This window comes from Streptococcus mitis (genome assembly GCF_047464945.1).
Lineage (GTDB): Bacteria > Bacillota > Bacilli > Lactobacillales > Streptococcaceae > Streptococcus > Streptococcus mitis_EA.
Genome location: NZ_JASHAX010000001.1, coordinates 109,387 through 132,973, shown reverse-complemented (window position 1 = coordinate 132,973; position 23,587 = coordinate 109,387). Strand labels below are relative to the sequence as shown.

Annotated in this window: 20 protein-coding genes, 1 tRNA gene and 1 pseudogene; 4 read left to right on the top strand and 18 right to left on the bottom strand. The window is 41.1% G+C overall.

Translation table 11 applies throughout. The features are described from left to right. Position 1 precedes the first annotated feature (1 nt). The 3 genes from rbsD to QM424_RS00685 are packed head-to-tail and all read right to left on the bottom strand — an operon-like array spanning position 2 to position 2,260. Entirely contained in the window at positions 2-400 is a 399-nt protein-coding gene (gene rbsD / locus QM424_RS00695; protein WP_414392622.1) for a D-ribose pyranase, read from the bottom strand. Further along, on the bottom strand, positions 375-1,286 hold the full coding sequence (rbsK, locus tag QM424_RS00690) for a ribokinase (RefSeq protein WP_414392621.1): 912 nt from the start codon (positions 1,284-1,286) through the stop codon (positions 375-377). The genes rbsD and rbsK overlap by 26 nt, the downstream gene beginning before the upstream one ends. Further along, entirely contained in the window at positions 1,286-2,260 is a 975-nt protein-coding gene (locus tag QM424_RS00685) for a LacI family DNA-binding transcriptional regulator (RefSeq protein WP_070527735.1), read from the bottom strand. The genes rbsK and QM424_RS00685 overlap by 1 nt, the downstream gene beginning before the upstream one ends. A gap of 136 nt (positions 2,261-2,396) precedes the next feature. Here QM424_RS00685 and QM424_RS00680 point away from each other — a divergent pair. Next, a pseudogene (locus QM424_RS00680) lies at positions 2,397-2,474 on the top strand (DNA-binding transcriptional regulator); the annotation flags it as partial. Here QM424_RS00680 and QM424_RS00675 read toward each other — a convergent pair. The 3 genes from QM424_RS00675 to QM424_RS00665 form a co-directional block, all read right to left on the bottom strand. Beyond that, the gene (locus QM424_RS00675) at positions 2,471-2,938 is read right to left on the bottom strand and encodes an 8-oxo-dGTP diphosphatase (RefSeq protein WP_414392620.1); all 468 of its coding nucleotides are present in this window, start codon (positions 2,936-2,938) and stop codon (positions 2,471-2,473) included. The pseudogene QM424_RS00680 and the gene QM424_RS00675 overlap by 4 nt on opposite strands. Before the next feature lie 22 nt (positions 2,939-2,960). Continuing rightward, positions 2,961-4,949 (bottom strand): excinuclease ABC subunit UvrB, encoded by a 1,989-nt coding sequence (gene uvrB / locus QM424_RS00670; protein ID WP_049544180.1) that lies wholly within the window; start codon positions 4,947-4,949, stop codon positions 2,961-2,963. 76 nt (positions 4,950-5,025) lie between these two features. Next, positions 5,026-5,979: a CPBP family intramembrane glutamic endopeptidase gene (locus QM424_RS00665; protein WP_414392619.1), complete on the bottom strand. Its 954-nt coding sequence runs from the start codon at positions 5,977-5,979 to the stop codon at positions 5,026-5,028. Positions 5,980-6,150: 171 nt separating this feature from the next. On the opposite strand from QM424_RS00665, the gene QM424_RS00660 reads away from it, so the two are divergent. The 3 genes from QM424_RS00660 (at position 6,151) to zwf (ending at position 10,694) form a co-directional block, all read left to right on the top strand. Then, complete coding sequence (locus tag QM424_RS00660; RefSeq protein WP_078228414.1) at positions 6,151-8,316, top strand: ABC transporter substrate-binding protein/permease; 2,166 nt, start codon at positions 6,151-6,153, stop codon at positions 8,314-8,316. Then, positions 8,316-9,056 (top strand): amino acid ABC transporter ATP-binding protein, encoded by a 741-nt coding sequence (locus QM424_RS00655; protein ID WP_414392618.1) that lies wholly within the window; start codon positions 8,316-8,318, stop codon positions 9,054-9,056. Before QM424_RS00660 ends, QM424_RS00655 begins: the two co-directional genes overlap by 1 nt. Before the next feature lie 150 nt (positions 9,057-9,206). After that, positions 9,207-10,694 (top strand): glucose-6-phosphate dehydrogenase, encoded by a 1,488-nt coding sequence (gene zwf / locus QM424_RS00650; RefSeq protein ID WP_101781815.1) that lies wholly within the window; start codon positions 9,207-9,209, stop codon positions 10,692-10,694. 45 nt (positions 10,695-10,739) lie between these two features. On the opposite strand, the gene ftsY is transcribed toward zwf, so the two are convergent. The 12 genes from ftsY to leuB all read right to left on the bottom strand — a co-directional run bounded on the left by ftsY (position 10,740) and on the right by leuB (position 23,582). Then, positions 10,740-12,029, bottom strand: a complete 1,290-nt coding sequence (gene ftsY, locus QM424_RS00645; protein ID WP_414392617.1) for a signal recognition particle-docking protein FtsY — start codon at positions 12,027-12,029, stop codon at positions 10,740-10,742. Between the two features lie 3 nt (positions 12,030-12,032). Then, positions 12,033-12,851: a Cof-type HAD-IIB family hydrolase gene (locus QM424_RS00640; RefSeq protein ID WP_033681724.1), complete on the bottom strand. Its 819-nt coding sequence runs from the start codon at positions 12,849-12,851 to the stop codon at positions 12,033-12,035. Continuing rightward, positions 12,851-13,645 (bottom strand): Cof-type HAD-IIB family hydrolase, encoded by a 795-nt coding sequence (locus QM424_RS00635; protein WP_414392616.1) that lies wholly within the window; start codon positions 13,643-13,645, stop codon positions 12,851-12,853. The genes QM424_RS00640 and QM424_RS00635 overlap by 1 nt, the downstream gene beginning before the upstream one ends. Beyond that, positions 13,642-17,181 (bottom strand): chromosome segregation protein SMC, encoded by a 3,540-nt coding sequence (gene smc, locus QM424_RS00630; protein ID WP_414392615.1) that lies wholly within the window; start codon positions 17,179-17,181, stop codon positions 13,642-13,644. Before smc ends, QM424_RS00635 begins: the two co-directional genes overlap by 4 nt. After that, the gene (gene rnc / locus QM424_RS00625; RefSeq protein WP_084890315.1) at positions 17,172-17,870 is read right to left on the bottom strand and encodes a ribonuclease III; all 699 of its coding nucleotides are present in this window, start codon (positions 17,868-17,870) and stop codon (positions 17,172-17,174) included. The genes smc and rnc overlap by 10 nt, the downstream gene beginning before the upstream one ends. Before the next feature lie 289 nt (positions 17,871-18,159). Then, positions 18,160-18,231, bottom strand: a tRNA-Arg gene (locus QM424_RS00620). 66 nt (positions 18,232-18,297) lie between these two features. Beyond that, positions 18,298-19,284, bottom strand: coding sequence for a GMP reductase (locus QM424_RS00615; RefSeq protein ID WP_414392614.1), 987 nt, complete (start codon positions 19,282-19,284; stop codon positions 18,298-18,300). Positions 19,285-19,484: 200 nt separating this feature from the next. Further along, complete coding sequence (locus tag QM424_RS00610; RefSeq protein ID WP_414392613.1) at positions 19,485-20,264, bottom strand: L-threonylcarbamoyladenylate synthase; 780 nt, start codon at positions 20,262-20,264, stop codon at positions 19,485-19,487. Positions 20,265-20,289: 25 nt separating this feature from the next. Beyond that, complete coding sequence (gene leuD, locus QM424_RS00605; protein ID WP_414392612.1) at positions 20,290-20,883, bottom strand: 3-isopropylmalate dehydratase small subunit; 594 nt, start codon at positions 20,881-20,883, stop codon at positions 20,290-20,292. 9 nt (positions 20,884-20,892) lie between these two features. Further along, positions 20,893-22,275: a 3-isopropylmalate dehydratase large subunit gene (gene leuC / locus QM424_RS00600; protein ID WP_414392611.1), complete on the bottom strand. Its 1,383-nt coding sequence runs from the start codon at positions 22,273-22,275 to the stop codon at positions 20,893-20,895. Between the two features lie 3 nt (positions 22,276-22,278). Further along, entirely contained in the window at positions 22,279-22,548 is a 270-nt protein-coding gene (locus tag QM424_RS00595) for a DUF1294 domain-containing protein (protein ID WP_414392610.1), read from the bottom strand. Continuing rightward, on the bottom strand, positions 22,545-23,582 hold the full coding sequence (leuB, locus tag QM424_RS00590; protein WP_414392609.1) for a 3-isopropylmalate dehydrogenase: 1,038 nt from the start codon (positions 23,580-23,582) through the stop codon (positions 22,545-22,547). Before leuB ends, QM424_RS00595 begins: the two co-directional genes overlap by 4 nt. Positions 23,583-23,587: the final 5 nt, after the last annotated feature.

Genomic DNA, 23,587 nt, shown 5'->3' with positions numbered 1-23,587 from the left:
TCTAAATAATAACTCCTGATTGCAAGATTATATTCGAATATGGTGTATCTTCCCCAGTGCGAATAACTGCCTTAACTTTAGTATTCATAGCTTTCAATTCTTCATGACTAATATATTCAATAATTATATTCGATCCTAAAAGATCTATAACTACTTGCCACTGTTCTTTGTTTTTTTCCTTAATTTCTTCTGCTAAGAAAATTTTTTCAATAAGTACATGATCTGAATATTCTTTTAAAACTTCTAAAAAACTTGGACTACCTTTTCTTAATGCTAAATCAATTTTATCAACACCTTTTGGAACTGGCAATCCTAAATCTCCGATACAAACCAAATCCATATGACCTAAATCATCAGCTAGTTTCGCTATATTACTATTTAAAATCCCATATTTCTTCATATCCTGAATGCTCCTTTATTTCTTTCAAACTCGGCATGCCTCCTTGCGCTCCAAATCTTTGAACAGAAAGATGTGAAGCAATCGTTGCAAAGGACAATGCAACATTCATCTCTTTTCCTTTTGAGATAGCATAAGCAAAAGCACCATTAAACGTATCTCCTGCTCCTGTAGTATCAACTACTTCTGCTTTTATAGCAGGAATCTTCTGAACTGCTGTCCCATCATAATAAATAGAACCTTCAACTCCTAATGTCACAATCATTTTATTAGGATAAATTTTAATAATTTCTTCTAATTTCTTATCTGGAAAAAGCTCTGAACATTCATGCTCATTAGGAGTAATAAAATCACAAAAAGGAATCATCTCTATGTCTGTTTCTCTAGCTGGTGCAGGATTGTAAAACACCTTAACTTGATTTTCTTGACAAAATTTAGCTATAGATAGGTTGGCTTCATGTGGTATTTCATTCTGTAATACAACAATATTTGCATCACTAATCAATTCCCACTCATTTTTCCAATCATTTGTTTTAACTAAATTATTCGCTCCGGGATAATAAATAATTCTATTATCACCTCCATATAAAGTAATTTGTGCAACTCCTGTAGATTGTGGTACCGTTCCCACATGTTCTGTAGAAATATTATTATTTTGCAGATTACTTAGTAAATCTGCTGAAAAAATATCTTCTCCGACGTTTCCAAATATGTAAATATTATCTTCTACACTGGATAATCTACCAATAGCTACAGCTTGATTTGCACCTTTTCCACCCGGAACTATATTAAATGAATCCCCAAAAATCGTTTCACCTCCTTCTGGAATCCTTTTTGTTCTCATAACTAAGTCCATTGAAATACTTCCAACAACAACAATTTTACTCATTACTTTCTCCTTAATGTATTTCTTTCTACGTATCTAACAGGTAGTTTAATTTTAACTTCATCTATAGAGAACTTATTTGCCATATTATAGATTAGCTTTGCAGCCTGTTCTCCCATTTTATATGATGATTGGTGAATAGTTGATAAAGAAGGGTAAATAAATTGACTAAGTACAATATCATCATAACCAATGATTTGAATATCATCTGGAATTTTTTTACCAATTGCTAAAATTTCATGAATATAAGCTATCGCATGAATATCAGAAGGCGCTATAATACTATCAATATTTGGATTTCTTTTTAGATTCTCTTTAGCTTCTTTTTGAATTTTTTCAAACTCAAATGTTTCACTTTCTTCAATACAAATCTCTAAAGATTTATTCCTCAAATAGTTTAAACTTGCTTCAAATCGTTCCGCAATGTTCTCAGCTTTATCATCTAAAACTTTAATAATCATAACTTGCTTAGCGCCAGCATTCCAAATTGCTTTAGCAGCCAAACGTCCACCCAACTGATTATCAGAAAAGACACCGTAACCTGTATCTTTACTAATCCGGTCAACCACAACAACAGGTAACGTCAGATTTGGAAATTCCTTTGTAAAGTCAAGTGTCGTTATAATACCAGCTGCATTTGTTTTTAACAAAAGGTTTATATATTCTTCTAACGAATCATGATCTGAAATAGTACCAACCATAATCCTATAACCTTTATCTTTCAAATATGATTCAGCTCCTCGAACCAATCTGGGGAAGAAGGGATTAGAAATATCTGGCAATAAGAGTCCTACCATTTGATTTTTTTTAGTTTTCAAAGATTGTGCTAATACATTCGGTGTGTAATTTAATTTCTTGATAGCATTTTTTATCTTTTCTCTAGCATCATCTCCGACATAGCCTTTTTTCGAAATATATCTTGAAACTGTTGATTTCGATACTCCAGCTTCTTCAGCAACCTGTTTTATTGTAGTCATCACTCCTCCTTTTTATATTATGGAACCGTTCCCTTATGTATATAGTAAGCGTTTTCTTTGTTTTTGTCAATACTTTTTTAGAAATATTTTAAATTTATTTCAGAGTATATATGTTTTTTCCTAATCTTCTATTACTATTAGACAGAAAACACAACAAGACCTCCACTATATCGAAGAGGCCTTGGATCAGCTTGGTTATTTAGTAAAGGATTAGAAAATTTTCTTTTCCCAATCGTCTTCTGTACGGCGAGGGTAGAAAAATTCAGATTTGTCCGGAGCTTCCATCATCTCCATCAAAGGTAGCATATCATAGGCCAGATCCAAATTCGGAATCTGGTCTTTTTGCACCCAAGAAACTTCTCCCTCTTCTGAAGATTGAAGAGTTCCAGTAAACTCAGTCGCCTTATAACAAAAGACGATATAGCGCCCACCTGTATCTAGTGGCCAATTTTTTATGCCGACAAGTTGAGGATTTTGAATAGTTAACCCTGTTTCTTCATAGATTTCACGAATGACAGACTCTGCTAAAGATTCGCCATTTTCTACATGGCCTCCTGGAAAGGCATAACCTGACCAGCTATTGGTTTCAGGAGAGCGATACTGCATAACCACGCGCTGAGTTTCGAGGTCTTCAATCAGACAAATATTTGTTAAAATCGTTAATTGGGAACGGGACATATTTTCTCCTTTAAGTACTATTCTAATCCAACGCCTTGACTTCCAGCATCATATCTCGGATCTGAGCTGCTAGTTCAAAGTCAAGCACCTCGACGGCTTCTTGCATTTGTTTTTCAAGTTTCTTGACAAGCTCTTTGCGCTCTTGTTTGTTGAGGCTATTGATATCAACTTCCTTGTCTTCTTCCTTAGCTACTGCCTTGGTCACAGCAATCAGGTCACGGATTTCTTTCTTGATTGTCTGAGGCACAATACCGTGTTCTTCATTATAGGCCATCTGGATTTTGCGACGACGGGCCGTTTCATCGATAGCACGTTGCATAGACTGGGTAACGGTGTCCGCATACATGATGACATGACCTTCACTGTTACGGGCGGCACGTCCAATGGTCTGGATAAGGCCACGTTCATTACGAAGGAAACCTTCCTTGTCAGCATCGAGAATAGCAACCAAGCTTACCTCGGGAACGTCAATCCCTTCGCGGAGCAAGTTAATTCCGACCAAGACATCAAAGACACCCAAGCGTAGGTCACGAATTATCTCCGTCCTCTCCAAGGTCTTGATATCCGAGTGCATGTACTTGACCTTGATGCCCATTTCCTTGAAGTAGTCGGTCAAGTCCTCTGCCATTTTCTTAGTCAAGGTTGTGATAAAGGTTCGTTCGTTCTTTTCAACACGGGCATTAATTTCACCTAAGAGGTCATCAATCTGTCCCATTGTCGGACGGACTTCTACCTCTGGATCCAATAGTCCCGTTGGACGAATAATTTGTTCAATCACTGTCTCGGTCTGTTCATTTTCATAGTCACCAGGTGTCGCTGAAACATAAACAATCTGATGGACATGACTTTCAAACTCCTCCCGACGGAGAGGGCGATTGTCCAAAGCAGACGGCAAGCGGAAACCATAATTAACCAGCATTTCCTTACGAGAACGGTCTCCATTGTACATTCCCTTGATTTGCCCCATGGTCATGTGACTTTCATCAATCATGATCAAGAAATCATCTGGGAAGAAGTCGAGAAGCGTATAAGGAGGCTCTCCTTCGCTACGACCATCCATGTGGCGAGAATAATTTTCAACCCCGTTGGTATAGCCCATCTCACGCAACATTTCGATATCATACTCTGTCCGCTGTTTCAAACGCTGGGCTTCTAACAGTTTACCTTCCTTTTCAAAGACAGCTAACTGCTCCTCTAACTCTGCTTGAATTTTAGCAATGGCAACTTCCATGTGGTCGTCATTGGTCACAAAGTGAGTAGCTGGGAAAATAGCCAAATGATCCACTTCTCCCAATACCTGACCTGTCAAAGCCTCAACCTCACGGATACGGTCAATCTCATCCCCGAAAAACTCTACTCGAAAGGCGTGTTCATCACGGGAAGCTGGGAAAATCTCCACTACATCCCCACGCACACGAAATCTTCCCCGTTGGAAATCAATATCATTACGTTCAAACTGGATATCAACCAAGTCATTCAAGAGTTTATCACGAGAAATTTCAAGACCAGGACGGAGACTAACGACACTATCCGCATATTCCTTGGGCGAACCCAAACCATAGATACAAGAAACGGAAGCTACGACGATAACATCATTACGCTCCAGAAGGGCCGAAGTCGCTGAGTGTCGGAGCTTGTCAATCTCGTCATTGACAGAGCTATCCTTTTCAATATAGGTGTCGCTAGAAGGGACATAAGCTTCTGGCTGGTAATAATCATAGTAAGACACAAAGTACTCAACGGCATTTTCAGGAAAAAATTCCTTAAACTCCCCATAGAGCTGGCCTGCTAGAGTTTTATTGTGGGCGATGACCAGAGTTGGTTTATTGACTTTGGAAATGACCTGACTCATGGTATAGGTCTTCCCTGTTCCAGTCGCCCCCATCAGAATCTGAGCTTTTTCTCCCCCCTCGATATTATCAACCAACTGCTCAATAGCTTGGGGTTGATCTCCTGAAGGTTGATATTTTGATACTAGTTTAAATTGATTATCTGTAATGCGATTGATCATAAGAATCCTCTCTCCATGTGCTATTCCTATTTTAGCATACTTGTAACATTTTCACGAAGAAAAGGACGGACCTAAGTCACATCCTTTCATTTTCTTTCTTTAATTGATAAGTGAGATAGACAATCAGCAGTAGTAAGACCAGACTTGTCATGATAGATCCTTCTATCCCAAAAGAACCACCTGATAGCCAGCCATGATCGCCTTGTGGTAAAAAGGTCATCAGCGATGTTCCAGACGGCTGACCACTAACTAAAATCCCAAAAAGATTGCCCTGAGCAAAATTCCAGGCCCCATGAATACCCGCAACACCCCAAACTGTATCTGTTTTGAGAAGGTAAAGAGACATGGCAACTCCGAATAAAAAGAGATTCACTAGAGATAGAGGGGTTAGACCCGAATTGCCCATATGAAGCAGGGTAAAGAATAGGCTAGATATAAGAACAGCAAGTTTTAGATTGGTTCTTGAGGCCAATTGAGGAAGGAGCCAAGCACGCGACACTACTTCTTCTGCTGTCCCCTGTAAAATCCAAAATGGGATAGTAAAGACAACAAAGATAAGCGAATAAGGATTTAAGTGAATAGACTCAAAACGATATTGCCCTAATGCTACTAAACCTAACAAGGTCAGAAGAAAAAGTGCCAGACCTAGCCCAAATCCTTTCAGAAGATTGCTGAGGAAATTCTCTCTATAAAATCCCAAAGTTCGAATAGGCCTTTTCTCAACTTTTTTAGTCCATCTGAACACAGTGTGAAGAATAAACCCAAAGGCCAGCAATTCTAAAATTAAATGAAAGTCACTTGTTTTATCCGTCAAGCTCTGATGCAAGGTCTGCAAGTAGGTTGCAAGATTTTGACCAGCCTCTCCAAAATTTCTAGCAAGTCCGATGAGAGCTAACAAACTAATACCATACAGAGTATAAGCCACAAACTCTCCTATGAAGACAAAAGCAAAGGCTAACAAGGGGCTTGTGTAAATGTTTAAACTCATTTTTGAAGCTTGGAAGTCTTTAAATATTCTTTTGTTCTTCATATCCCTGTCCTCTTTTCTTCTATATATACTATTATTATAGCACTTTATAGTGGCAATTCAAGAAAGAAAAGAAAAAAACGATGTTATATTTTCTGACACAAAAATATAAAAATTTGCCTTTTTTTACTTTTTCTGATATAATGGGAAAATATTCGGAAAAGGAGACTAAAAATGAAGAAAAAATTTCTAGCATTTTTGCTAATTTTATTCCCAATTTTCTCATTAGGTATTGCGAAAGCAGAGACGATTAAGATTGTTTCTGATACCGCCTATGCACCTTTTGAGTTTAAAGATTCAGATCAAACTTATAAAGGAATTGATGTTGACATTATCAACAAAGTCGCTGAGATTAAAGGATGGAACATTCAGATGTCCTATCCTGGATTTGACGCAGCGGTCAATGCGGTTCAAGCTGGTCAAGCTGACGCTATCATGGCAGGGATGACAAAGACTAAAGAACGTGAAAAAGTCTTCACCATGTCTGATACTTACTATGATACAAAAGTTGTCATTGCTACTACAAAGGCACACAAGATTAGTAAATATGACCAATTAACTGGCAAAACCGTTGGTGTTAAAAACGGAACAGCCGCTCAACGTTTTCTTGAAACAATCAAAGATAAATACGGCTTTACTATTAAAACATTTGACACTAGTGATTTGATGAACAACAGCTTGAGTGCTGGTGCCATCGATGCCATGATGGATGACAAACCTGTTATCGAATATGCCATTAACCAAGGTCAAGACCTTCATATTGAAATGGATGGTGAAGCTGTAGGTAGCTTTGCTTTCGGTGTTAAAAAAGGTAGCAAATACGAGCACTTAGTCACTGAATTTAACCAAGCCTTGGCTGAGATGAAAAAAGATGGTAGTCTTGATAAAATCATCAAGAAATGGACTGCTTCATCGTCTTCAGCAGTGCCAACTACAACTACTCTAGCGGGCTTAAAAGCTATTCCTGTTAAAGCTAAATACATTATTGCCAGCGATTCTTCTTTTGCACCTTTTGTTTTCCAAAACTCAAGTAACCAATTTACTGGTATTGATATGGAATTGATTAAGGCAATCGCTAAAGACCAAGGTTTTGAAATTGAAATCACCAACCCTGGTTTCGATGCCGCTATCAGTGCTGTTCAAGCTGGACAAGCTGATGGTATCATTGCTGGTATGTCTGTCACAGATGCTCGTAAGGCAACTTTTGACTTCTCAGAATCATACTACACTGCCAATACTATCCTTGGTGTCAAAGAATCAAGTACCATTGCTTCTTATGAAGATTTGAAAGGGAAGACAGTTGGTGTTAAAAACGGAACTGCTTCTCAAACCTTCCTAACAGAAAATCAAAGCAAATACGGCTACAAAATCAAAACCTTCGCTGATGGTTCTTCAATGTATGACAGTTTAAACACTGGTGCCATTGATGCCGTTATGGATGATGAACCTGTTCTCAAATATTCTATCAGCCAAGGTCAAAAATTGAAAACACCAATCGCTGGAACTCCAATCGGTGAAACAGCCTTTGCCGTTAAAAAAGGAGCAAATCCAGAATTGATTGAAATGTTCAATAACGGACTTGCAAACCTTAAAGCAAACGGAGAATTCCAAAAGATTCTTGATAAATACCTAGCTAGTGAGTCTTCAACTGCTTCAACAAGCACTGTTGATGAGACAACTATCTGGGGCTTGCTTCAAAACAACTACAAACAACTCCTTAGCGGTCTTGGTATCACTCTTGCTCTAGCTCTTATCTCATTTGCTATTGCTATTGTTATCGGGATTATCTTCGGTATGTTTAGCGTTAGCCCCTACAAATCTCTTCGTGTGATCTCTGAAATTTTCGTTGACGTTATCCGTGGTATTCCATTGATGATTCTTGCAGCCTTCATCTTCTGGGGGATTCCAAATTTCATCGAGTCTATAACAGGCCAACAAAGTCCAATTAATGACTTCGTAGCCGGTACTATTGCTCTATCGCTCAATGCAGCCGCTTATATCGCTGAAATCGTTCGTGGTGGTATTCAGGCCGTTCCAGTTGGCCAAATGGAAGCCAGCCGAAGCTTGGGTATCTCTTATGGAAAAACCATGCGTAAGATTATCTTGCCACAAGCAACTAAATTGATGTTGCCAAACTTTGTTAACCAATTCGTTATCGCTCTTAAAGATACAACCATCGTATCTGCTATCGGTTTGGTGGAACTCTTCCAAACTGGTAAGATTATCATCGCCCGTAACTACCAAAGTTTCAAGATGTATGCAATCCTTGCTATCTTCTATCTTGTAATTATCACACTTTTGACTAGACTAGCGAAACGCTTAGAAAAGAGGATTCGTTAATGGCAAAATTAAAAATTGATGTAAATGATTTACACAAAAACTACGGAAAAAATGAAGTTTTAAAAGGAATTACGACTAAGTTCTATGAAGGGGATGTTGTTTGTATCATCGGTCCTTCAGGTTCTGGTAAGTCAACCTTCCTCCGTAGCCTTAATCTTCTAGAAGAAGTCACTAGTGGTCACATCACTGTGAACGGTTATGACTTAACTGAAAAAACAACCAACGTTGACCACGTCCGTGAAAATATCGGAATGGTGTTCCAACACTTCAACCTCTTCCCACACATGTCTGTATTGGACAATATCACCTTTGCTCCTGTTGAGCACAAGTTGATGACTAAGGAAGAAGCTGAGCAATTGGGAATGGAGTTGCTTGAAAAGGTTGGACTAGCAGATAAAGCTAATGCCAACCCAGATAGCCTATCAGGTGGTCAAAAACAACGTGTGGCCATCGCTCGTGGACTAGCAATGAATCCAGATATCATGCTCTTTGATGAACCAACTTCTGCCCTTGACCCTGAAATGGTCGGAGACGTACTTAACGTTATGAAGGAATTGGCTGAGCAAGGCATGACCATGATTATCGTAACCCATGAGATGGGATTTGCTCGTCAGGTTGCCAACCGCGTTATCTTTACTGCAGATGGCGAGTTCCTTGAAGACGGAACACCTGATCAAATCTTTGACAACCCACAGCACCCACGTCTGAAAGATTTCTTGGATAAGGTCTTAAACGTCTAAACTCAAACTGTAAGGATTTCCTTGCAGTTTTTTTCTATCTCGTATTGGATTTTTTGATTTTTAGGAAAATTATGTTAGAATTAAGTTTATGAAATGAGGTTTCCTCATACCTAGCAAGACTAGGAATAAAAATAGAAATTAGGTAGCTAGATGTCATCTAAGGTTATTGTTACAATTTTCGGTGCGAGTGGAGACCTGGCTAAACGCAAGCTCTACCCTTCCCTTTTTAGACTATATAAATCCGGCAATCTTTCCGAGCACTTTGCAGTTATTGGCACTGCTCGTCGTCCTTGGAGCAAGGAATATTTTGAATCTGTTGTAGTCGAATCGATCCTTGATTTGGCAGATAGTACCGAACAGGCTCAAGAGTTCGCTAGCCACTTCTACTATCAAAGTCATGATGTCAATGATACGGAACACTACATTGCTTTGCGTCAATTGCAGGCTGAACTAAATGACAAGTACCAAGCTGAACACAACAAGCTCTTCTTCTTGTCTATGGCACCTCAGTTCTTTGGAACCATTGCCAAACACCTCAAGTCTGAAAACATTGTTGACGGTAAAGGTTTTGAGCGCTTAATCGTTGAAAAACCATTTGGTACAGATTACGCAACTGCAAGCAAGTTGAATGACGAACTCCTAGCAACATTTGACGAAGAACAAATTTTCCGTATTGACCATTATCTTGGTAAGGAAATGATCCAAAGTATCTTTGCAGTTCGCTTTGCAAACCTGATTTTTGAAAATGTTTGGAACAAGGACTTTATCGATAATGTTCAAATTACTTTTGCAGAGCGCTTGGGTGTAGAAGAACGTGGTGGCTACTATGACCAATCTGGTGCCCTCCGCGACATGGTACAAAACCATACACTACAACTTCTTTCTCTCCTTGCCATGGACAAGCCAGCAAGCTTCACAAAAGACGAGATTCGTGCCGAAAAGATTAAGGTCTTTAAAAACCTCTATCATCCAACAGATGAAGAGCTTAAAGAACACTTTATCCGTGGTCAATACCGCTCTGGTAAGATTGATGGCATGAAATATATCTCTTATCGTAGCGAGCCAAATGTAAATCCAGAATCAACAACTGAAACCTTTGCATCTGGTGCCTTCTTTGTAAACAGCGATCGATTCCGTGGCGTTCCTTTCTTCTTCCGTACTGGTAAACGTCTGACTGAAAAAGGAACTCATGTCAACATCGTCTTTAAACAAATGGATTCTATCTTTGGAGAACCACTTGCTCCAAACATTTTGACCATCTATATCCAACCAACAGAAGGCTTCTCTCTTAGCCTAAATGGGAAGCAGGTAGGAGAAGAATTCAACTTGGCTCCTAACTCACTAGATTACCGTACAGATGCGACCGCAACTGGTGCTTCTCCAGAACCATACGAGAAATTGATTTATGATGTCCTAAACAACAACTCAACTAACTTTAGCCACTGGGATGAAGTTGGTGCGTCATGGAAATTGATTGACCGTATCGAAGAACTCTGGCTTGAAAATGGTGCCCCACTTCATGACTATAAAGCTGGAAGCATGGGACCTCAAGCTAGCTTTGACTTACTTGAAAAATTTGGTGCCAAATGGACTTGGCAACCAGATATCGCCTATCGTCAAGATGGTCGTTTAGAATAACAAAAAATCCTGCAAGTTTGTACCTTGCAGGATTTTTGCTTCTGATTAGATTAAGCCTTCCAAGAGACCCTTCATAAAGTTTTCTGAGTTAAATTCTCCAATATCATCGATTTTTTCACCAAAACCAATCAATTTTACAGGAATATTGAGTTCTTCTCGAATAGCTAGAACAACACCACCTCGAGCAGTTCCATCAATCTTAGTCAAGACAATTCCAGTTAATGGCGTGATTTTTGAAAATTCTTTGGCCTGTACAAGAGCGTTTTGACCTGTTGATGCATCCAGAGCCAAGAAAGTTTCATGCGGTGCTTCTGGCACAACACGTTTGATGATACGACCAATCTTTTCTAGCTCAGCCATAAGGTTATCCTTATTTTGCAGACGACCAGCGGTATCAATCATAAGAATATCGATACCTTCGGCTACAGCCCGTTCCATGCCATCAAAGACTACACTGGCTGGGTCAGCTTTTTCAGGTCCAGTTACTACTGGAACATCTACTCGTCGGCCCCATTCAGCTAGTTGAGCTACTGCCCCAGCACGGAAGGTATCTGCCGCAACCAGCATGACCTTCTTACCTGCTTGTTTGTAGCGGTGGGCTAGTTTCCCGATAGAAGTTGTTTTTCCAACACCATTGACCCCGACAAAGAGCATGACTGTCAAGCCATCTTGGAAGTGGATACTTTCATCGTAGTTGCCATCCTTTTCATAAAGCTCAACCAATTTCTCAATGATGACACGGCGAAGTGCGTCAGGTTTCTTGGCGTTTTCAAGCTTAGCTTCGTAGCGTAGCTCCTCTGTTAAGTTAGAAGCGACCTGTACACCAACGTCACTCATAATCAGCAGTTCTTCCAGTTCCTCGAAAAATTCTTCATCAACAGAGCGGAAGTTAGCAAAGAAGGCATTCAAACGGGCACCAAATCCTGTACGAGTTTTCTTGAGACTGCGGTCATATTTTTCCTGAACAGTTTCTTCTGCCTGAGACCTTTCTGGTTCAAGCACTTCAGAACTATTTTCTTCTACAATCTCTAGGAGCTCAGTATTCTCTTCCTCTGGGACTTCTTCTGAGTTTGGAAATTCATTGACTTCTTCTTGTTGAACTTCTACAACTGGCTCTAAATTGTTATTTTCTTCAACTGTCTCTTGATTTTCGTCTTCTTCAAACACAGCTTCTTCAGAACTTTCAACTTCTGCTTCTTCATGAGGAACTTCCTCAGCTTCTGTTAAGGCAGGCTCAACATCTTCTGATAGATCAAGATTTTCCAGAGCTTCTTTTACAACTTCTTCGATTTTAGGTTCTTCTTTTTTTCCGAATAGACGGTCAAATAATCCCATATCTTAGTTCTCCTTTAACACGTATTCTTCGATAGCCCAGGCGACAGCCTCTTCATCATTGGTCATTGGTGTCACTACATTTGCGACTGCCTTGACTTCAGGAACAGCATTTTGCATGGCAACACCGAGCCCTGCCCATTCAATCATAGAAAGGTCATTGGCCTCGTCACCACATGCCATGACTTGACTTTGGTCAATTCCAAGATGGCTGATTAGTTTTGCCAAACCTGTTGCTTTATGGACATTTTTAGGAGACCACTCTAGCAACATTTCACGTGATTTAAAGATTTCATATTGGTCAAACAATTCTGGAGATATCTTCTGAATGGCTGCATCCAAGGGTTCTTGAGCAAAGGCAGTCACACATTTATTGTAAGTCATTTGACTAGACAAGTCTGCAAAGTCCACTGGAACAAAGGTCAAAGCTGGATTGAATTTGGCATAAAGACTTTCTTGGTCCGATTGAATTTGATAGACAGTTCCTTCTGAGATAGCATCAAGAGGCAGTGATAATTTCTCTGTTTCTTCATACAAGCGTGCCACATCATCATATGAAAAGACTGTTTTATCAAGGATTTCACCTGTATTTTTCTGAACCAAACCACCATTAAATGTAATGGTATACTCATCTTCCTGACCGTCAGTCCCTAGCTCATGGAGAAAGAAATCCATAGCTTTTAAAGGGCGACCAGTTGTCAATACGACCTTGATACCACGATCACGCGCGGCTTTCAGGGTTGCCTTGGTACGATCCGTCAACCTTTTATCAGTAGTCAGCAAGGTCCCGTCCAAGTCCAATGCAATCAATTTTATATCTGCCATTATAAGCCCTCCATGTAAGCTATAACCGACTGGTCCTTATGGTGACCAATCACAGTCTCTGCTAATTCTAAAATTTCTGGTCGTGCATTTTCAGGAGCTACAGGATGTCCCACAACCTGCATCATATGCAAGTCATTTAGATTGTCTCCAAAAGCCATAACCTGATCCATTGTGATACCAAGTTTTTTAGCTAATTCAACAATAGCCACTCCCTTATCGACATAGTCCAGAACAATATCAATGGATTCAAAGCCAGTCGTCATGGCCTTAACACCAGGAACATGTTCATTGACCCAAGCCTCTCCAGCTTCGAGAGTTTCTTCTGTGAAGTTGGTCGTCAATTTGAAAATGTCATCTGTGATATCTTCCAAACTCGCTACTTTTTGGATATTTTCATTATAGTGCTGGCTCTCTTTCAAATAGGTCGCATCAACCGTATCTAGCACATAAGAGCCTTTTCTCCCCGTCAAGAGCAATTTATTGATATCTATATAAGGTGAAGTTTGCAGCTTTTCAAAAGTCGTCAAATAAAACTCACGAGACATGGTCGCTTCATACAAGTCTTGACCTTGATATTCTACCAAACTTCCATTTTCCGCGATGAAAATAATGTCATCACGAACATCAGCAAATAATTTTTCTAAAGACAGAAATCCACGCCCTGAAGCCACCGCAAAGTAAATCCCTTTTTCCTTGTAGGAAGTCAAAAGAGACTTGAGGCGATCCATATCAAAGCGTCCATTCCCATCTAGAAAGGTTCCATCCATATCCGTTGCTACTAGTTTAATTGTCATCCTTCAATACTTTCTAAATCTTTTAACTTAACTGAAACAATCTTCGAAACACCTGATTCCTGCATGGTCACTCCATAGATGGAATCGGCCGCTGCCATGGTTCCCTTACGGTGGGTTACGACAATAAATTGACTGTCCTTATCAAAGCGGTTGAGGTAATCCCCAAAACGTTTAACATTGGCTTCGTCTAGCGCAGCCTCTACCTCATCCAAGATAACAAACGGGATAGTCTTAACTCGAATGATAGAGAAAAGCAAGGCTAGAGCTGATAAAGCTTTCTCCCCACCACTCATGAGGTTGAGAGACTGGATTTTCTTACCTGGTGGTTGGACAGAAATCTCAACCCCAGCTGTCAGCAAGTCTCCCTCAGTCAAGATTAAGTCTGCCTGACCTCCTCCAAACATCTGTTTGAAGGTCACTTTAAAGGACTCACGAATAGCTTCAAAGGTTGATTTAAAGCGTTCCTTGACCTCGTCATTCATCTCTGTAATGGTCTCAAGGAGCAGGTTTTTCGCTGACAAAATGTCATCTCGCTGGCTATTGAGGAAATCCAGACGATTGTGAACTTCTTCATACTGGTCAATAGCTTCCAAGTTGACAGGACCCAGCGAGCGAATAGCCTTCTCTAAATCCTTAACCTCTTGCTCTGCCAGATTGAGGTTTTCCAATTCATGTGCCTTTTCTAGTGCTTCAGTATAGCTAATCTGATACTGGTCTGTTAATTGACTTTGTAAATGGCGCAAGCGCTCGCTGACTTTTTCTTTCTTAGCTTCAGCACGTGTTTGCTTACGAATCCACTCTTCATTCTGCTGGCGAGCCTGATCCAAATGACTAGCAATATCATCCAGTTGACCCTCGATATCATCCAACTCAAACTGCTTGCGAATTAAACCTTGTTGAAGATTTGTTTTCTGGTTTTTGGCTTCTTCAGCCTGTTGACTGAGCAATTCTGTATCAACCTTCTCCAGATTATCAACCTTTTCTTGAAGAAGGCGCTGGATTTCCTCTTGTTCGATATCTAAATTGTCCAATTCTTTGCCTAAACGTTCAATATCCGCAACTTCGTAACGTTTTTGTCCTTGCAGTTCTGTCTTAAGCAAGCGAGCTTGAGCTACCTCTTCCTGCAAGTTTTGATAGCGTTCTTGGATGGCATTTTTGTTAGACTTAATCTCTTCAATCTCAGCTTCCAGATTTTGCTTGTCGCTGGCGATAGTAGTAAGTTGCTCTTGGCATTTTTCCTTATCCGCTTGCCAATCTCCATCAGAAAGACGATCTAATTCCTCTTCTTGAAGTTTCCAAAGAGTTTCTAGCTCTTCAACTTGCTGACTGGTCTGCTGATAAGCAAGGGACAAGCCTTGCTCCTGAATACGAGCCTGCTCCCCCTGAGATTTGATGGCTTCTAATCTTTCTGTTAATCTAGCCATCTCATCTTGCAAGGTCTTCAAACTCGCCTCTTCTGAACGCAAGCTTGCTTCTTCTTCAGCAATTTCTTTTTGTAATTGCTCCAGTTCTGGCTTGATGAAGATGCTGTTGTTCTGACGATTGGCTCCACCTGCATAGGAACCACCTGTACGAAGCTCTGTCCCATCCAATGTCACCATGCGAACCTGATAACGAACCTGACGAGCTGCTGCACGCGCATGCTCTACAGTATCAAAAATAGCTGTCGTAGCTAGCAAGTTCTTGAAAATAGCTTCCAATCTATTGTCAAATGTCACCAGCTCATCAGCCATACCCAGAAATCCTGGGCTTGTAGCAATAGTATCTTGGTTCTGACTAGAAATCGTACGTGCCTTGATAGTCGTTAAAGGAAGGAAGGTTGCACGACCAGCTCTGTTTCGTTTAAGGAAATCAATGGCCTTAGTCGCCGCGTTCTCATCTTCTACAATGATGTGCTGACTGCTTGCTCCAAGCGCAATCTCTAGGGCAGTTTGATAATGCACATCAAAGGTCAGATGCTCACTGACTGCCCCAATAATCCCACCAAGTCGATCTTTTTCTTGGAGAACACTCTTAACACCTGCATAAAAGTTACTATGATTTCTCAGGATATTTTCCAAACTTTGGGCTCTAGCCTGCTTGTTTTTGAGACTATCCAGACGGTCAAAGAGTTGGCTTTGTTGAGCTTGATAGGAAGTTTTCTGCTCCTCTTGCTCCTTGGCAATAGCTTGGTAGTCAGCCAATAATTTCTGAACCTGCTCCTTGGCAGTTTCAAGCTCGTCTTTTTGATGACCAGCCTTCTCTTTAGCTGTAGCTAACTGTTCTTTCAGCTTTTCTAATTGATCTGCTTGTTTTTGAGAAAGCTGACGACTATTTTCCAACTCGTTTTCGATACGGGTCAACTGGTTTGAGACATCCGCTTCTTCTTGTAAAAGGGCTACAAAGCGTTCACGTAAGAGCTCAATCATCTGATCAGGATCATCTGAAAAAGCCAGTAATTCAGCTTCTAAACGATTAAGTTTTTGATTATTTTGGACTAGATTTTCCTCTAACAGAGTTAAAGAGCTTTCTTTATCAGATTTTTCTTTGCTGAGTGAATTTCTCTTATCCTCCAAAGCAGCCAAACGGGCTTGTGCTTCCTGTTGATTCAGGGCTACTTGCTCGGACTCTAGTTTAGATAGGGCTAATTTTCTCTCTAAGTCACTAATTAGACTGGTCAAATCCATCAAACTGCCCTGGTCTTTGGCCATTTCAGCCTGTAAATCTTGGCGTTGCTTTTTAAGAGTTTGATTTTCTTCTTCTAATGTTTCACGCTTTTGGTAATAACTAGTCAAGAGTTCCTGAACCTGAGCCAACTCTTCTTCTGTCGAGTCTAGTTCAACCTTATTTTCCTTGATTTGAGCAACCAGCACGTCTAAATAAATAGCCTTGCGTTGACCTTCCAAGTCTAGAAATTTACGGGCATTCTCAGCTTGCTTCTCAAGAGGTTTGATTTGATTATCCAATTCGTAGATAATGTCTTCAAGGCGGTCTAAATTATCCTGAGTTTGTTGTAGTTTACTCTCTGTCTCTTTTCTACGAGTCTTGTATTTCAAAACTCCTGCAGCTTCTTCAAAAATGGCTCGGCGTTCTTCAGGCTTGGAGTTAAAAATTTCCTCAACCTTCCCTTGGGAAATAATGGAGAAGGAATCTCGTCCCAATCCAGTATCCAAGAAAAGGTCATGAATATCACGCAGACGGACTTTCTTGCCGTCAATCTTGTATTCGCTATCTCCGCTACGATAGATATGGCGTTCTACCCTGATTTCTTGACCAGCGTCCTTGATAAATCCGTCATGATTATCCAAAGTCACAACTACAGAAGCATAATTGAGCGGTTTGCGACTTTCTGTTCCAGCAAAGATGACATCCGGCATCTTGCCCCCACGGAGACTCTTAACACTTGATTCCCCCAAGGCCCAACGCAGACTTTCTGTAATATTCGACTTTCCAGATCCATTGGGTCCAACAACTGCCGTCACACCTTGGTCAAAGACGACCTTAGTCTTATCAGCAAAAGACTTGAATCCCTGAATTTCGATTTCCTTTAAATACATGAATCCAGCCCTTTCTCAACGGCATTTTTGGCAGCTTCCTGCTCTGCTAATTTCTTAGAACGACCTTGGCCTTGACCAATGCTCTTACCTTCAACAAGAACTTCTACATCAAAGACCTTATCATGGGCAGGACCCGTTTCAGAAATCACCTGATAACGAATAGCCACATCCCCATTGACCTGAAGCAACTCTTGGAGATGGGTCTTGTAATCTGTAATCATCTCAAACTCGCCTGCTTCAACCTTAGGAATCATGACTTGATAGATAAATTCCTTGACCTTGGCCACATCCTTGTCCAATAGGAGGGCACCGAGGAAGGCTTCAAAGGCATCGCCAAGAATGGTGTCACGATTTCGACCACCAGATTTTTCTTCCCCCTTACCCAGCTTGATAAACTGATCAAACTGGCAATCACGTGCAAAACCAGCCAAACTCTCCTCACGGACAATCATGGCACGGAGTTTAGACAAGTCACCCTCAGGCTTTTTAGGATATTTTTTATACAGATATTCTGAAATCAATAACTGTAGAACAGCGTCTCCTAAAAATTCCAATCGTTCATTGTGTGAAATTTTTAAGAGGCGGTGCTCATTGGCATAACTCGTATGAGTAAAGGCAGTCTCCAGTAAATTTTTGTCTGCAAATTCGATTGCAAAACGGTTCTTTAGTACAGTTTGTAATTCTTTCATACCAACCTCTTTCTAACTGATAACAGTCCTTTTTATTATATCAAAAAAAGCCCCCTGAGTCACTCTAAAACGGGACTGGAAAGCATTTGGGCATTCTTTAAAATAAGATTTTCAGCTTTATACTCAATGAAAATCAAAGAGCAAACTAGGAAACTAGCCGCAGGCTGTACTTGAGTACGACAAGGCGACGTTGACGTGGTTTGAATTTGATTTTCGAAGAGTATTAGGGGCAAATTTGAGGCAGGATAAACAAAAAGCCCTATTTAAAGGCTTTCTTAGGATGTTTACATCCACCCTGAGGGAATCGAACCCCCATCTCAAGAACCGGAATCTTACGTGATATCCATTACACTAAGGGTGGAAACTTGTTTTATTATAACAAAAATTTGCTCTAATAACAAGTTTTTTTCTAGACGGATAGCCCGTCTTAGTGGGAAGCATCCCCATTCCAAATAGAGTTTTTCACGATAACATAATCAACGTGTTTAAGGTCAGCAACCTGACGTCCACCTGCATATGAAATAGCACTTTGAAGGTCTTGTTCCATCTCAGTTAAAGTGTCTTGCAAATGCCCTTTGGCAGGAAGTAAGATGCGTTTTCCTTCCACGTTCTTATAAGCTCCTTTTTGGTATTGGGAAGCTGAACCGTAATATTCTTTGAACTGTTCACCGTCAACTTCAATCGTTTTCCCTGGACTTTCGATGTGTCCTGCAAAGAGGGAACCAATCATGACCATGCTAGCACCGAAGCGGATAGACTTAGCAATATCACCGTGAGTACGAATTCCTCCATCAGCGATAATCGGTTTACGCGCAGCCTTGGCACACCAACGGAGAGCAGCCAACTGCCAACCACCTGTACCAAAACCAGTCTTAACCTTGGTGATACAAACCTTACCAGGACCGATTCCGACCTTAGTAGCATCTGCACCAGCATTTTCAAGTTCACGCACAGCTTCTGGCGTTCCCACATTTCCAGCAATGACAAAAGTATCTGGCAATTCTTTCTTAATGTGTTGAATCATAGAAATCACGCTATCTGCATGACCATGAGCAATATCAATCGTGATGTATTCTGGAGCATCAGCCTTGAGCTGGCTAACGAAATCATACTCATAGTCCTTAACACCGACAGAGATAGAAGCAATAAGCCCTTGCTCATGCATGCGCTTAATAAAAGGAATGCGTCCTGCTTCATCAAAACGGTGCATAATGTAGAAGTAACCATCTTTAGCTAGTTGCTCTGCTACATTTTCATCCAAAATCGTCTGCATATTAGCTGGCACAACAGGTAGTTTAAAGGTGTGATTTCCTAGAGTGACGCTTGTGTCCGCTTCTGCACGGCTTTTAATGACACATTTATTTGGAATCAATTGAATATCTTCGTAATCAAAAATTGGAAATTCATTTAACATATCGATGTCTCGTTTCTTTTGTAATGACCTACCTATGCTCTCGCATCACTACGCCTTTTCCGACGTTTCCTTAATTTATTATAAACTAAAGTACAGTTTTTGTCAAATAATTTTATAAATTAAATCAAATCGTTCGGATTTTGTTGTATAAATAAGAAAAGAAAGAGGAGAGATTATTTTCTCCCCACTCCTTCTCTATCCTAATAATACTCACCCTGACGGTAGTCCCATGAGTTAAAGGTATCTGACAGGTGCATCATGATTTTATCAATATCCAGTCCTTTACGGATTACAACTGGTGCTGGTGAAGTTGAACGTGCTCCTCCTTGTTCTGGAATCAGTTTACCATCTTTATCAACCATAGACACCATCACACCTTGTTCGTAGCGTGTTTCAATCGTTTTGTCAGGTTGGATGGATGCCACGTAGTCGTCTGCCTCGATGACAAGGTCCACTGCTCCTTCGATGCGTTCTCCGATACCTTCTACCTTACCGCGATTTCCTTTTCCAGATGGGTTTGCAGACGAGGCATATACCATTTTACCTTCTTCCCAAAGTTTGGCTGCCAATTGTTCACCAGCTTTTCCGAATTTGATAACAAAGCAGCTAGTACCACGCTCGTCAGTCATAAGTTCTTCACGGCCATCTCCGTATGCTTTGAGTTTTTCAAAGGCTTCTGGTTTCCAAGGAAGGATACAACCAAGGAGAATATCTTCGTCCCAATGTTTTTGGTAAAAAGCTTCAATTTCTGGGTTGAGTTGTGCTAAAGCGCGAAGCTCATCCATGCTACCGCAGAGAACAACACCTGGTTTGTTACGATTACGTTCTTTGGCTGCGAACTTACGCTCAAGTCCTGCCTTGTCGCTAGTCATGATAATGTAACCAACTTTAGTAGGGCAAACGATACATCCGCCTTCACCTTTTAAAATGTCATAGCCTTCTTGTGAAAGTGTTCCGTTCCATTGAATGTGTTTTGTCATAGTTCTATTTCCTTTTCTATTTTTTCTAATCCTGCCAGTAGGCTGGTCGTTGTTTTTCATAAGCAGCAATCAAATTTTCATACTGCAAGGTAATACCGATATCATCCAAACCATTTAAGAGTTTGTGTTTCCATTCACTATCGATTTCAAAAGTGAATTCTCCAATTGGTGAGATGATTTTTTGTTGTTCCAAGTCCACAGTTACCTGATCAGTCGGTTGTAGCTGGGCCAGTTTCTCTCGAACCTCTCTGGGCTGTACAATAGGCAACATGCCATTATTGAGTTCATTATTGTAATGAATATCCCCAAAAGACCCTGCAATCACAACCTTAAAACCATAGTCTGCTAAGGCCCAAGCTGCGTGTTCCCTCGAAGAACCTGCCCCAAAGTTATCCCCTGAAATGAGAATACTGGCTTTGCGATATTCAGGCCGGTTAAAGACAAAGTCAGGATCCTCAGTATAGAGATCGTCCAGATAACGCCAAGCATACATGAGGTACTTACCAAAGCCTTTTTTATCAATTAACTTGAGAAACTGCTTGGGTAGGATTTGGTCGGTGTCGATGTTATCATTCATGAGAGGAACGGTCGTTCCCGTATAAACTGTAAATTTCTCCATATCCTCTCCTTACTGGGCTTCTGGCATTTGCCGAACATCTACGAAACGCCCTGCGATAGCTGCTGCTGCTGCCATGGCTGGACTACAGAGATGGGTCTTAGCACCAAAGCCTTGTCTGTCTTCAAAGTTACGATTGCTTGTTGAGGCACAGTGGACACCATCTGGAACCTTGTCAGGATTCATCCCTAGGCACATAGAGCAACCTGGGTCTCTCCACTCAAAGCCAGCATCTAGGAAAACCTTGTCCAAGCCCAACTTCTCAGCAGCTCGTTTGACAGGACGAGAGCCCGGAACCACGATAGCCGTTAAGTTGGGTGCTATTTTCTTCCCTTTAACAAATCTCGCAGCCAGTTGCAAATCGCTGAGACGAGCATTGGTACAAGAGCCGATAAAGATATAGCCTAGTTCAATATCCGCTGGCTTTTGACCTGGTGCCAAGTCCATGTAATTGTAAGCTCGCTCATCATTTATATCCTTAATTTCTGGGAAGCTACTGTCAAAGTCAACACCCATAGCAGGATTGGTTCCCCAGGTCACCATGGGAGCCAATCCTGAGACATCCATCTGGATAACCTTATCATAAACGGCATCCTCATCACTGACAAGGGTCTTCCAATCAGCCACAGCCTCTTCAAAGTCCTCTGGAACACATTCTCGTCCCTTGAGATAATCATAGGTGGTTTGGTCCGGATTCATGATTCCCATCTTAGAACCAAACTCGATGGACATATTGCAGATGGTCATTCGCTCTTCCATGCTCAGTGCATCAATCGCTTGTCCCCGATATTCCACCACATAGCCAACACCACAGGCAACTCCGTACTTGGCAATCAAGGCTAAAATGTAATCCTTTGAATAAACTCCTTTTTGAGGAACCCCTGTAAATTCCACCAGCATTTTCTTGGGTTTGACCTGCCAGAGTGTCTGGGTAGCGAAGACATGCTCGACTTCACTGGTCCCAATTCCAAAAGCGATTGCTCCGAAAGCCCCGTGAGTTGCTGTATGACTGTCTCCACAGACGATGAATTTTCCTGGTTGCGTCCGTCCTGTTTCTGGACCAACCATGTGAACGATCCCCTGCTTTTCAGAACCGTGAGCAGCATGTTCAATCCCAAACTCCTCAACATTTTCAGCAAGCTTATCAATTTGAGCCTTAGAAATCACATCTCGAATATCATAAATATTGACCGTTGGGACATTGTGGTCAAAGGTTCCAAATGTCAATTCTGGTCGTCTCAATCTACGACCTGCGTCTCGTAATCCTTGAAAAGCCTGTGGACTGGTCACTTCGTGGATATAGTGCTGGTCCACATACATGAGTTGGGGCTGCCCCTCTTCTCCTGTGATGACATGACGGTCCCATAATTTATCAAAAATAGATTTTCCTGCCATCCATTACCTCCAAATAAAATATAAGGCTACTAGTGTGGTCACCATCCCGAAAAACCAAACCGTCTTAAAGTACCATTTTCTAGTCTTGTGGTGAAAGATGATTCCTGCTAACCAAGCTCCAAAACCACCACAAGTAAAGGCTAAAATGAGTAAGATTTTCTCAGGGATGCGCCAAGCTCTTCTCTTTGCCTTAGATTTGTCAATGCCATAAATCAAGAAAACCATGACATTCCAAATCAAGAGGGCAAGAGTAATTTTTTCATCTAACTTCATAACCTTGCAATAATAGCTTCCGTCATTTCCTTGGTCGAAGCCTGTCCACCTATATCTCTTGTTAAAACACCAGCTGCCAAACTTGCCTCAACAGCACGCTCTATACGCTCTGCATCCTCATAACGACCAAAGCTATCTCTCAACATCATGGCCACTGATAAAATCATGGATATAGGATTGGCAATTCCTTGACCTGCAATATCAGGAGCTGAACCGTGAATGGGCTCATAGAGACTTGAACCCTTTTCAGAATGACTGGCTGATGGCATAACTCCAAGGGTGCCTGATAAAACGCTTGATTCATCAGATAAGATATCTCCGAAAAGATTCTCCGTCACTATGACATCGAACTTGGCAGGATTGGTAATCATGAGCATGGCAGCTGAGTCCACCAGCTGGTGTTCCAAGGTCACATCTGGGAAATCTTGTGAGACTTCCTCAGCTACTTTCCGCCAGAGTTTTGAGGTCGCTAGAACATTTTGCTTATCGATACTGGTAACGATTTTTCTACGATTTCTTGCAATTTCAAAGGCCTTACGAATAATCCGTTCTACTTCCTCATAGCTATAGTCGTTGATATCACGCGCTTTGCGCTCTTCAAGGATATGGTCCCCAAAGTAAATCCCACCAGTCAACTCACGCACAACTACAAAATCTACACCAGCAATTCGTTCTGGTTTGAGAGGTGACAAATGCTTGAGACTATCAAAGATTTTGACTGGGCGAATATTGGCGTAAAGATTGAGTTCCTTACGGAGAGCTAGCAAGCCTTGTTCAGGCCGAACCGTTGCACTATCATACTGGGGACTACCGATAGCCGCTAGGAGAATGGCATCTGCTTCTCTACTTGCCTTGAGGGTTTCATCAGGTAAGGGATGCCCTGCAGCATCGATACCTGCACCTCCAAAAGGTCGTCTATCAATCTCATAGTCAAAACCTGTTTTTTCAGCTAGAGCTTCCAGAACCTCTAAACCAGCCTCCATGATTTCTGGGCCGATTCCATCCCCTGCTAGAGCTACTATTTTCTTTGTCATAGCCT

What these genes read in the sequence shown, in the direction of transcription:
- rbsD (WP_414392622.1), bottom strand. Translation starts at nt 400, where the DNA reads ATGAAGAAATATGGGATTTTAAATAGTAATATAGCGAAACTAGCTGAT.
- rbsK (WP_414392621.1), bottom strand. Translation starts at nt 1,286, where the DNA reads ATGAGTAAAATTGTTGTTGTTGGAAGTATTTCAATGGACTTAGTTATG.
- QM424_RS00685 (WP_070527735.1), bottom strand. Translation starts at nt 2,260, where the DNA reads ATGACTACAATAAAACAGGTTGCTGAAGAAGCTGGAGTATCGAAATCA.
- QM424_RS00675 (WP_414392620.1), bottom strand. Translation starts at nt 2,938, where the DNA reads ATGTCCCGTTCCCAATTAACGATTTTAACAAATATTTGTCTGATTGAA.
- uvrB (WP_049544180.1), bottom strand. Translation starts at nt 4,949, where the DNA reads ATGATCAATCGCATTACAGATAATCAATTTAAACTAGTATCAAAATAT.
- QM424_RS00665 (WP_414392619.1), bottom strand. Translation starts at nt 5,979, where the DNA reads ATGAAGAACAAAAGAATATTTAAAGACTTCCAAGCTTCAAAAATGAGT.
- QM424_RS00660 (WP_078228414.1), top strand. Translation starts at nt 6,151, where the DNA reads ATGAAGAAAAAATTTCTAGCATTTTTGCTAATTTTATTCCCAATTTTC.
- QM424_RS00655 (WP_414392618.1), top strand. Translation starts at nt 8,316, where the DNA reads ATGGCAAAATTAAAAATTGATGTAAATGATTTACACAAAAACTACGGA.
- zwf (WP_101781815.1), top strand. Translation starts at nt 9,207, where the DNA reads ATGTCATCTAAGGTTATTGTTACAATTTTCGGTGCGAGTGGAGACCTG.
- ftsY (WP_414392617.1), bottom strand. Translation starts at nt 12,029, where the DNA reads ATGGGATTATTTGACCGTCTATTCGGAAAAAAAGAAGAACCTAAAATC.
- QM424_RS00640 (WP_033681724.1), bottom strand. Translation starts at nt 12,851, where the DNA reads ATGGCAGATATAAAATTGATTGCATTGGACTTGGACGGGACCTTGCTG.
- QM424_RS00635 (WP_414392616.1), bottom strand. Translation starts at nt 13,645, where the DNA reads ATGACAATTAAACTAGTAGCAACGGATATGGATGGAACCTTTCTAGAT.
- smc (WP_414392615.1), bottom strand. Translation starts at nt 17,181, where the DNA reads ATGTATTTAAAGGAAATCGAAATTCAGGGATTCAAGTCTTTTGCTGAT.
- rnc (WP_084890315.1), bottom strand. Translation starts at nt 17,870, where the DNA reads ATGAAAGAATTACAAACTGTACTAAAGAACCGTTTTGCAATCGAATTT.
- QM424_RS00615 (WP_414392614.1), bottom strand. Translation starts at nt 19,284, where the DNA reads ATGTTAAATGAATTTCCAATTTTTGATTACGAAGATATTCAATTGATT.
- QM424_RS00610 (WP_414392613.1), bottom strand. Translation starts at nt 20,264, where the DNA reads ATGACAAAACACATTCAATGGAACGGAACACTTTCACAAGAAGGCTAT.
- leuD (WP_414392612.1), bottom strand. Translation starts at nt 20,883, where the DNA reads ATGGAGAAATTTACAGTTTATACGGGAACGACCGTTCCTCTCATGAAT.
- leuC (WP_414392611.1), bottom strand. Translation starts at nt 22,275, where the DNA reads ATGGCAGGAAAATCTATTTTTGATAAATTATGGGACCGTCATGTCATC.
- QM424_RS00595 (WP_414392610.1), bottom strand. Translation starts at nt 22,548, where the DNA reads ATGAAGTTAGATGAAAAAATTACTCTTGCCCTCTTGATTTGGAATGTC.
- leuB (WP_414392609.1), bottom strand. Translation starts at nt 23,582, where the DNA reads ATGACAAAGAAAATAGTAGCTCTAGCAGGGGATGGAATCGGCCCAGAA.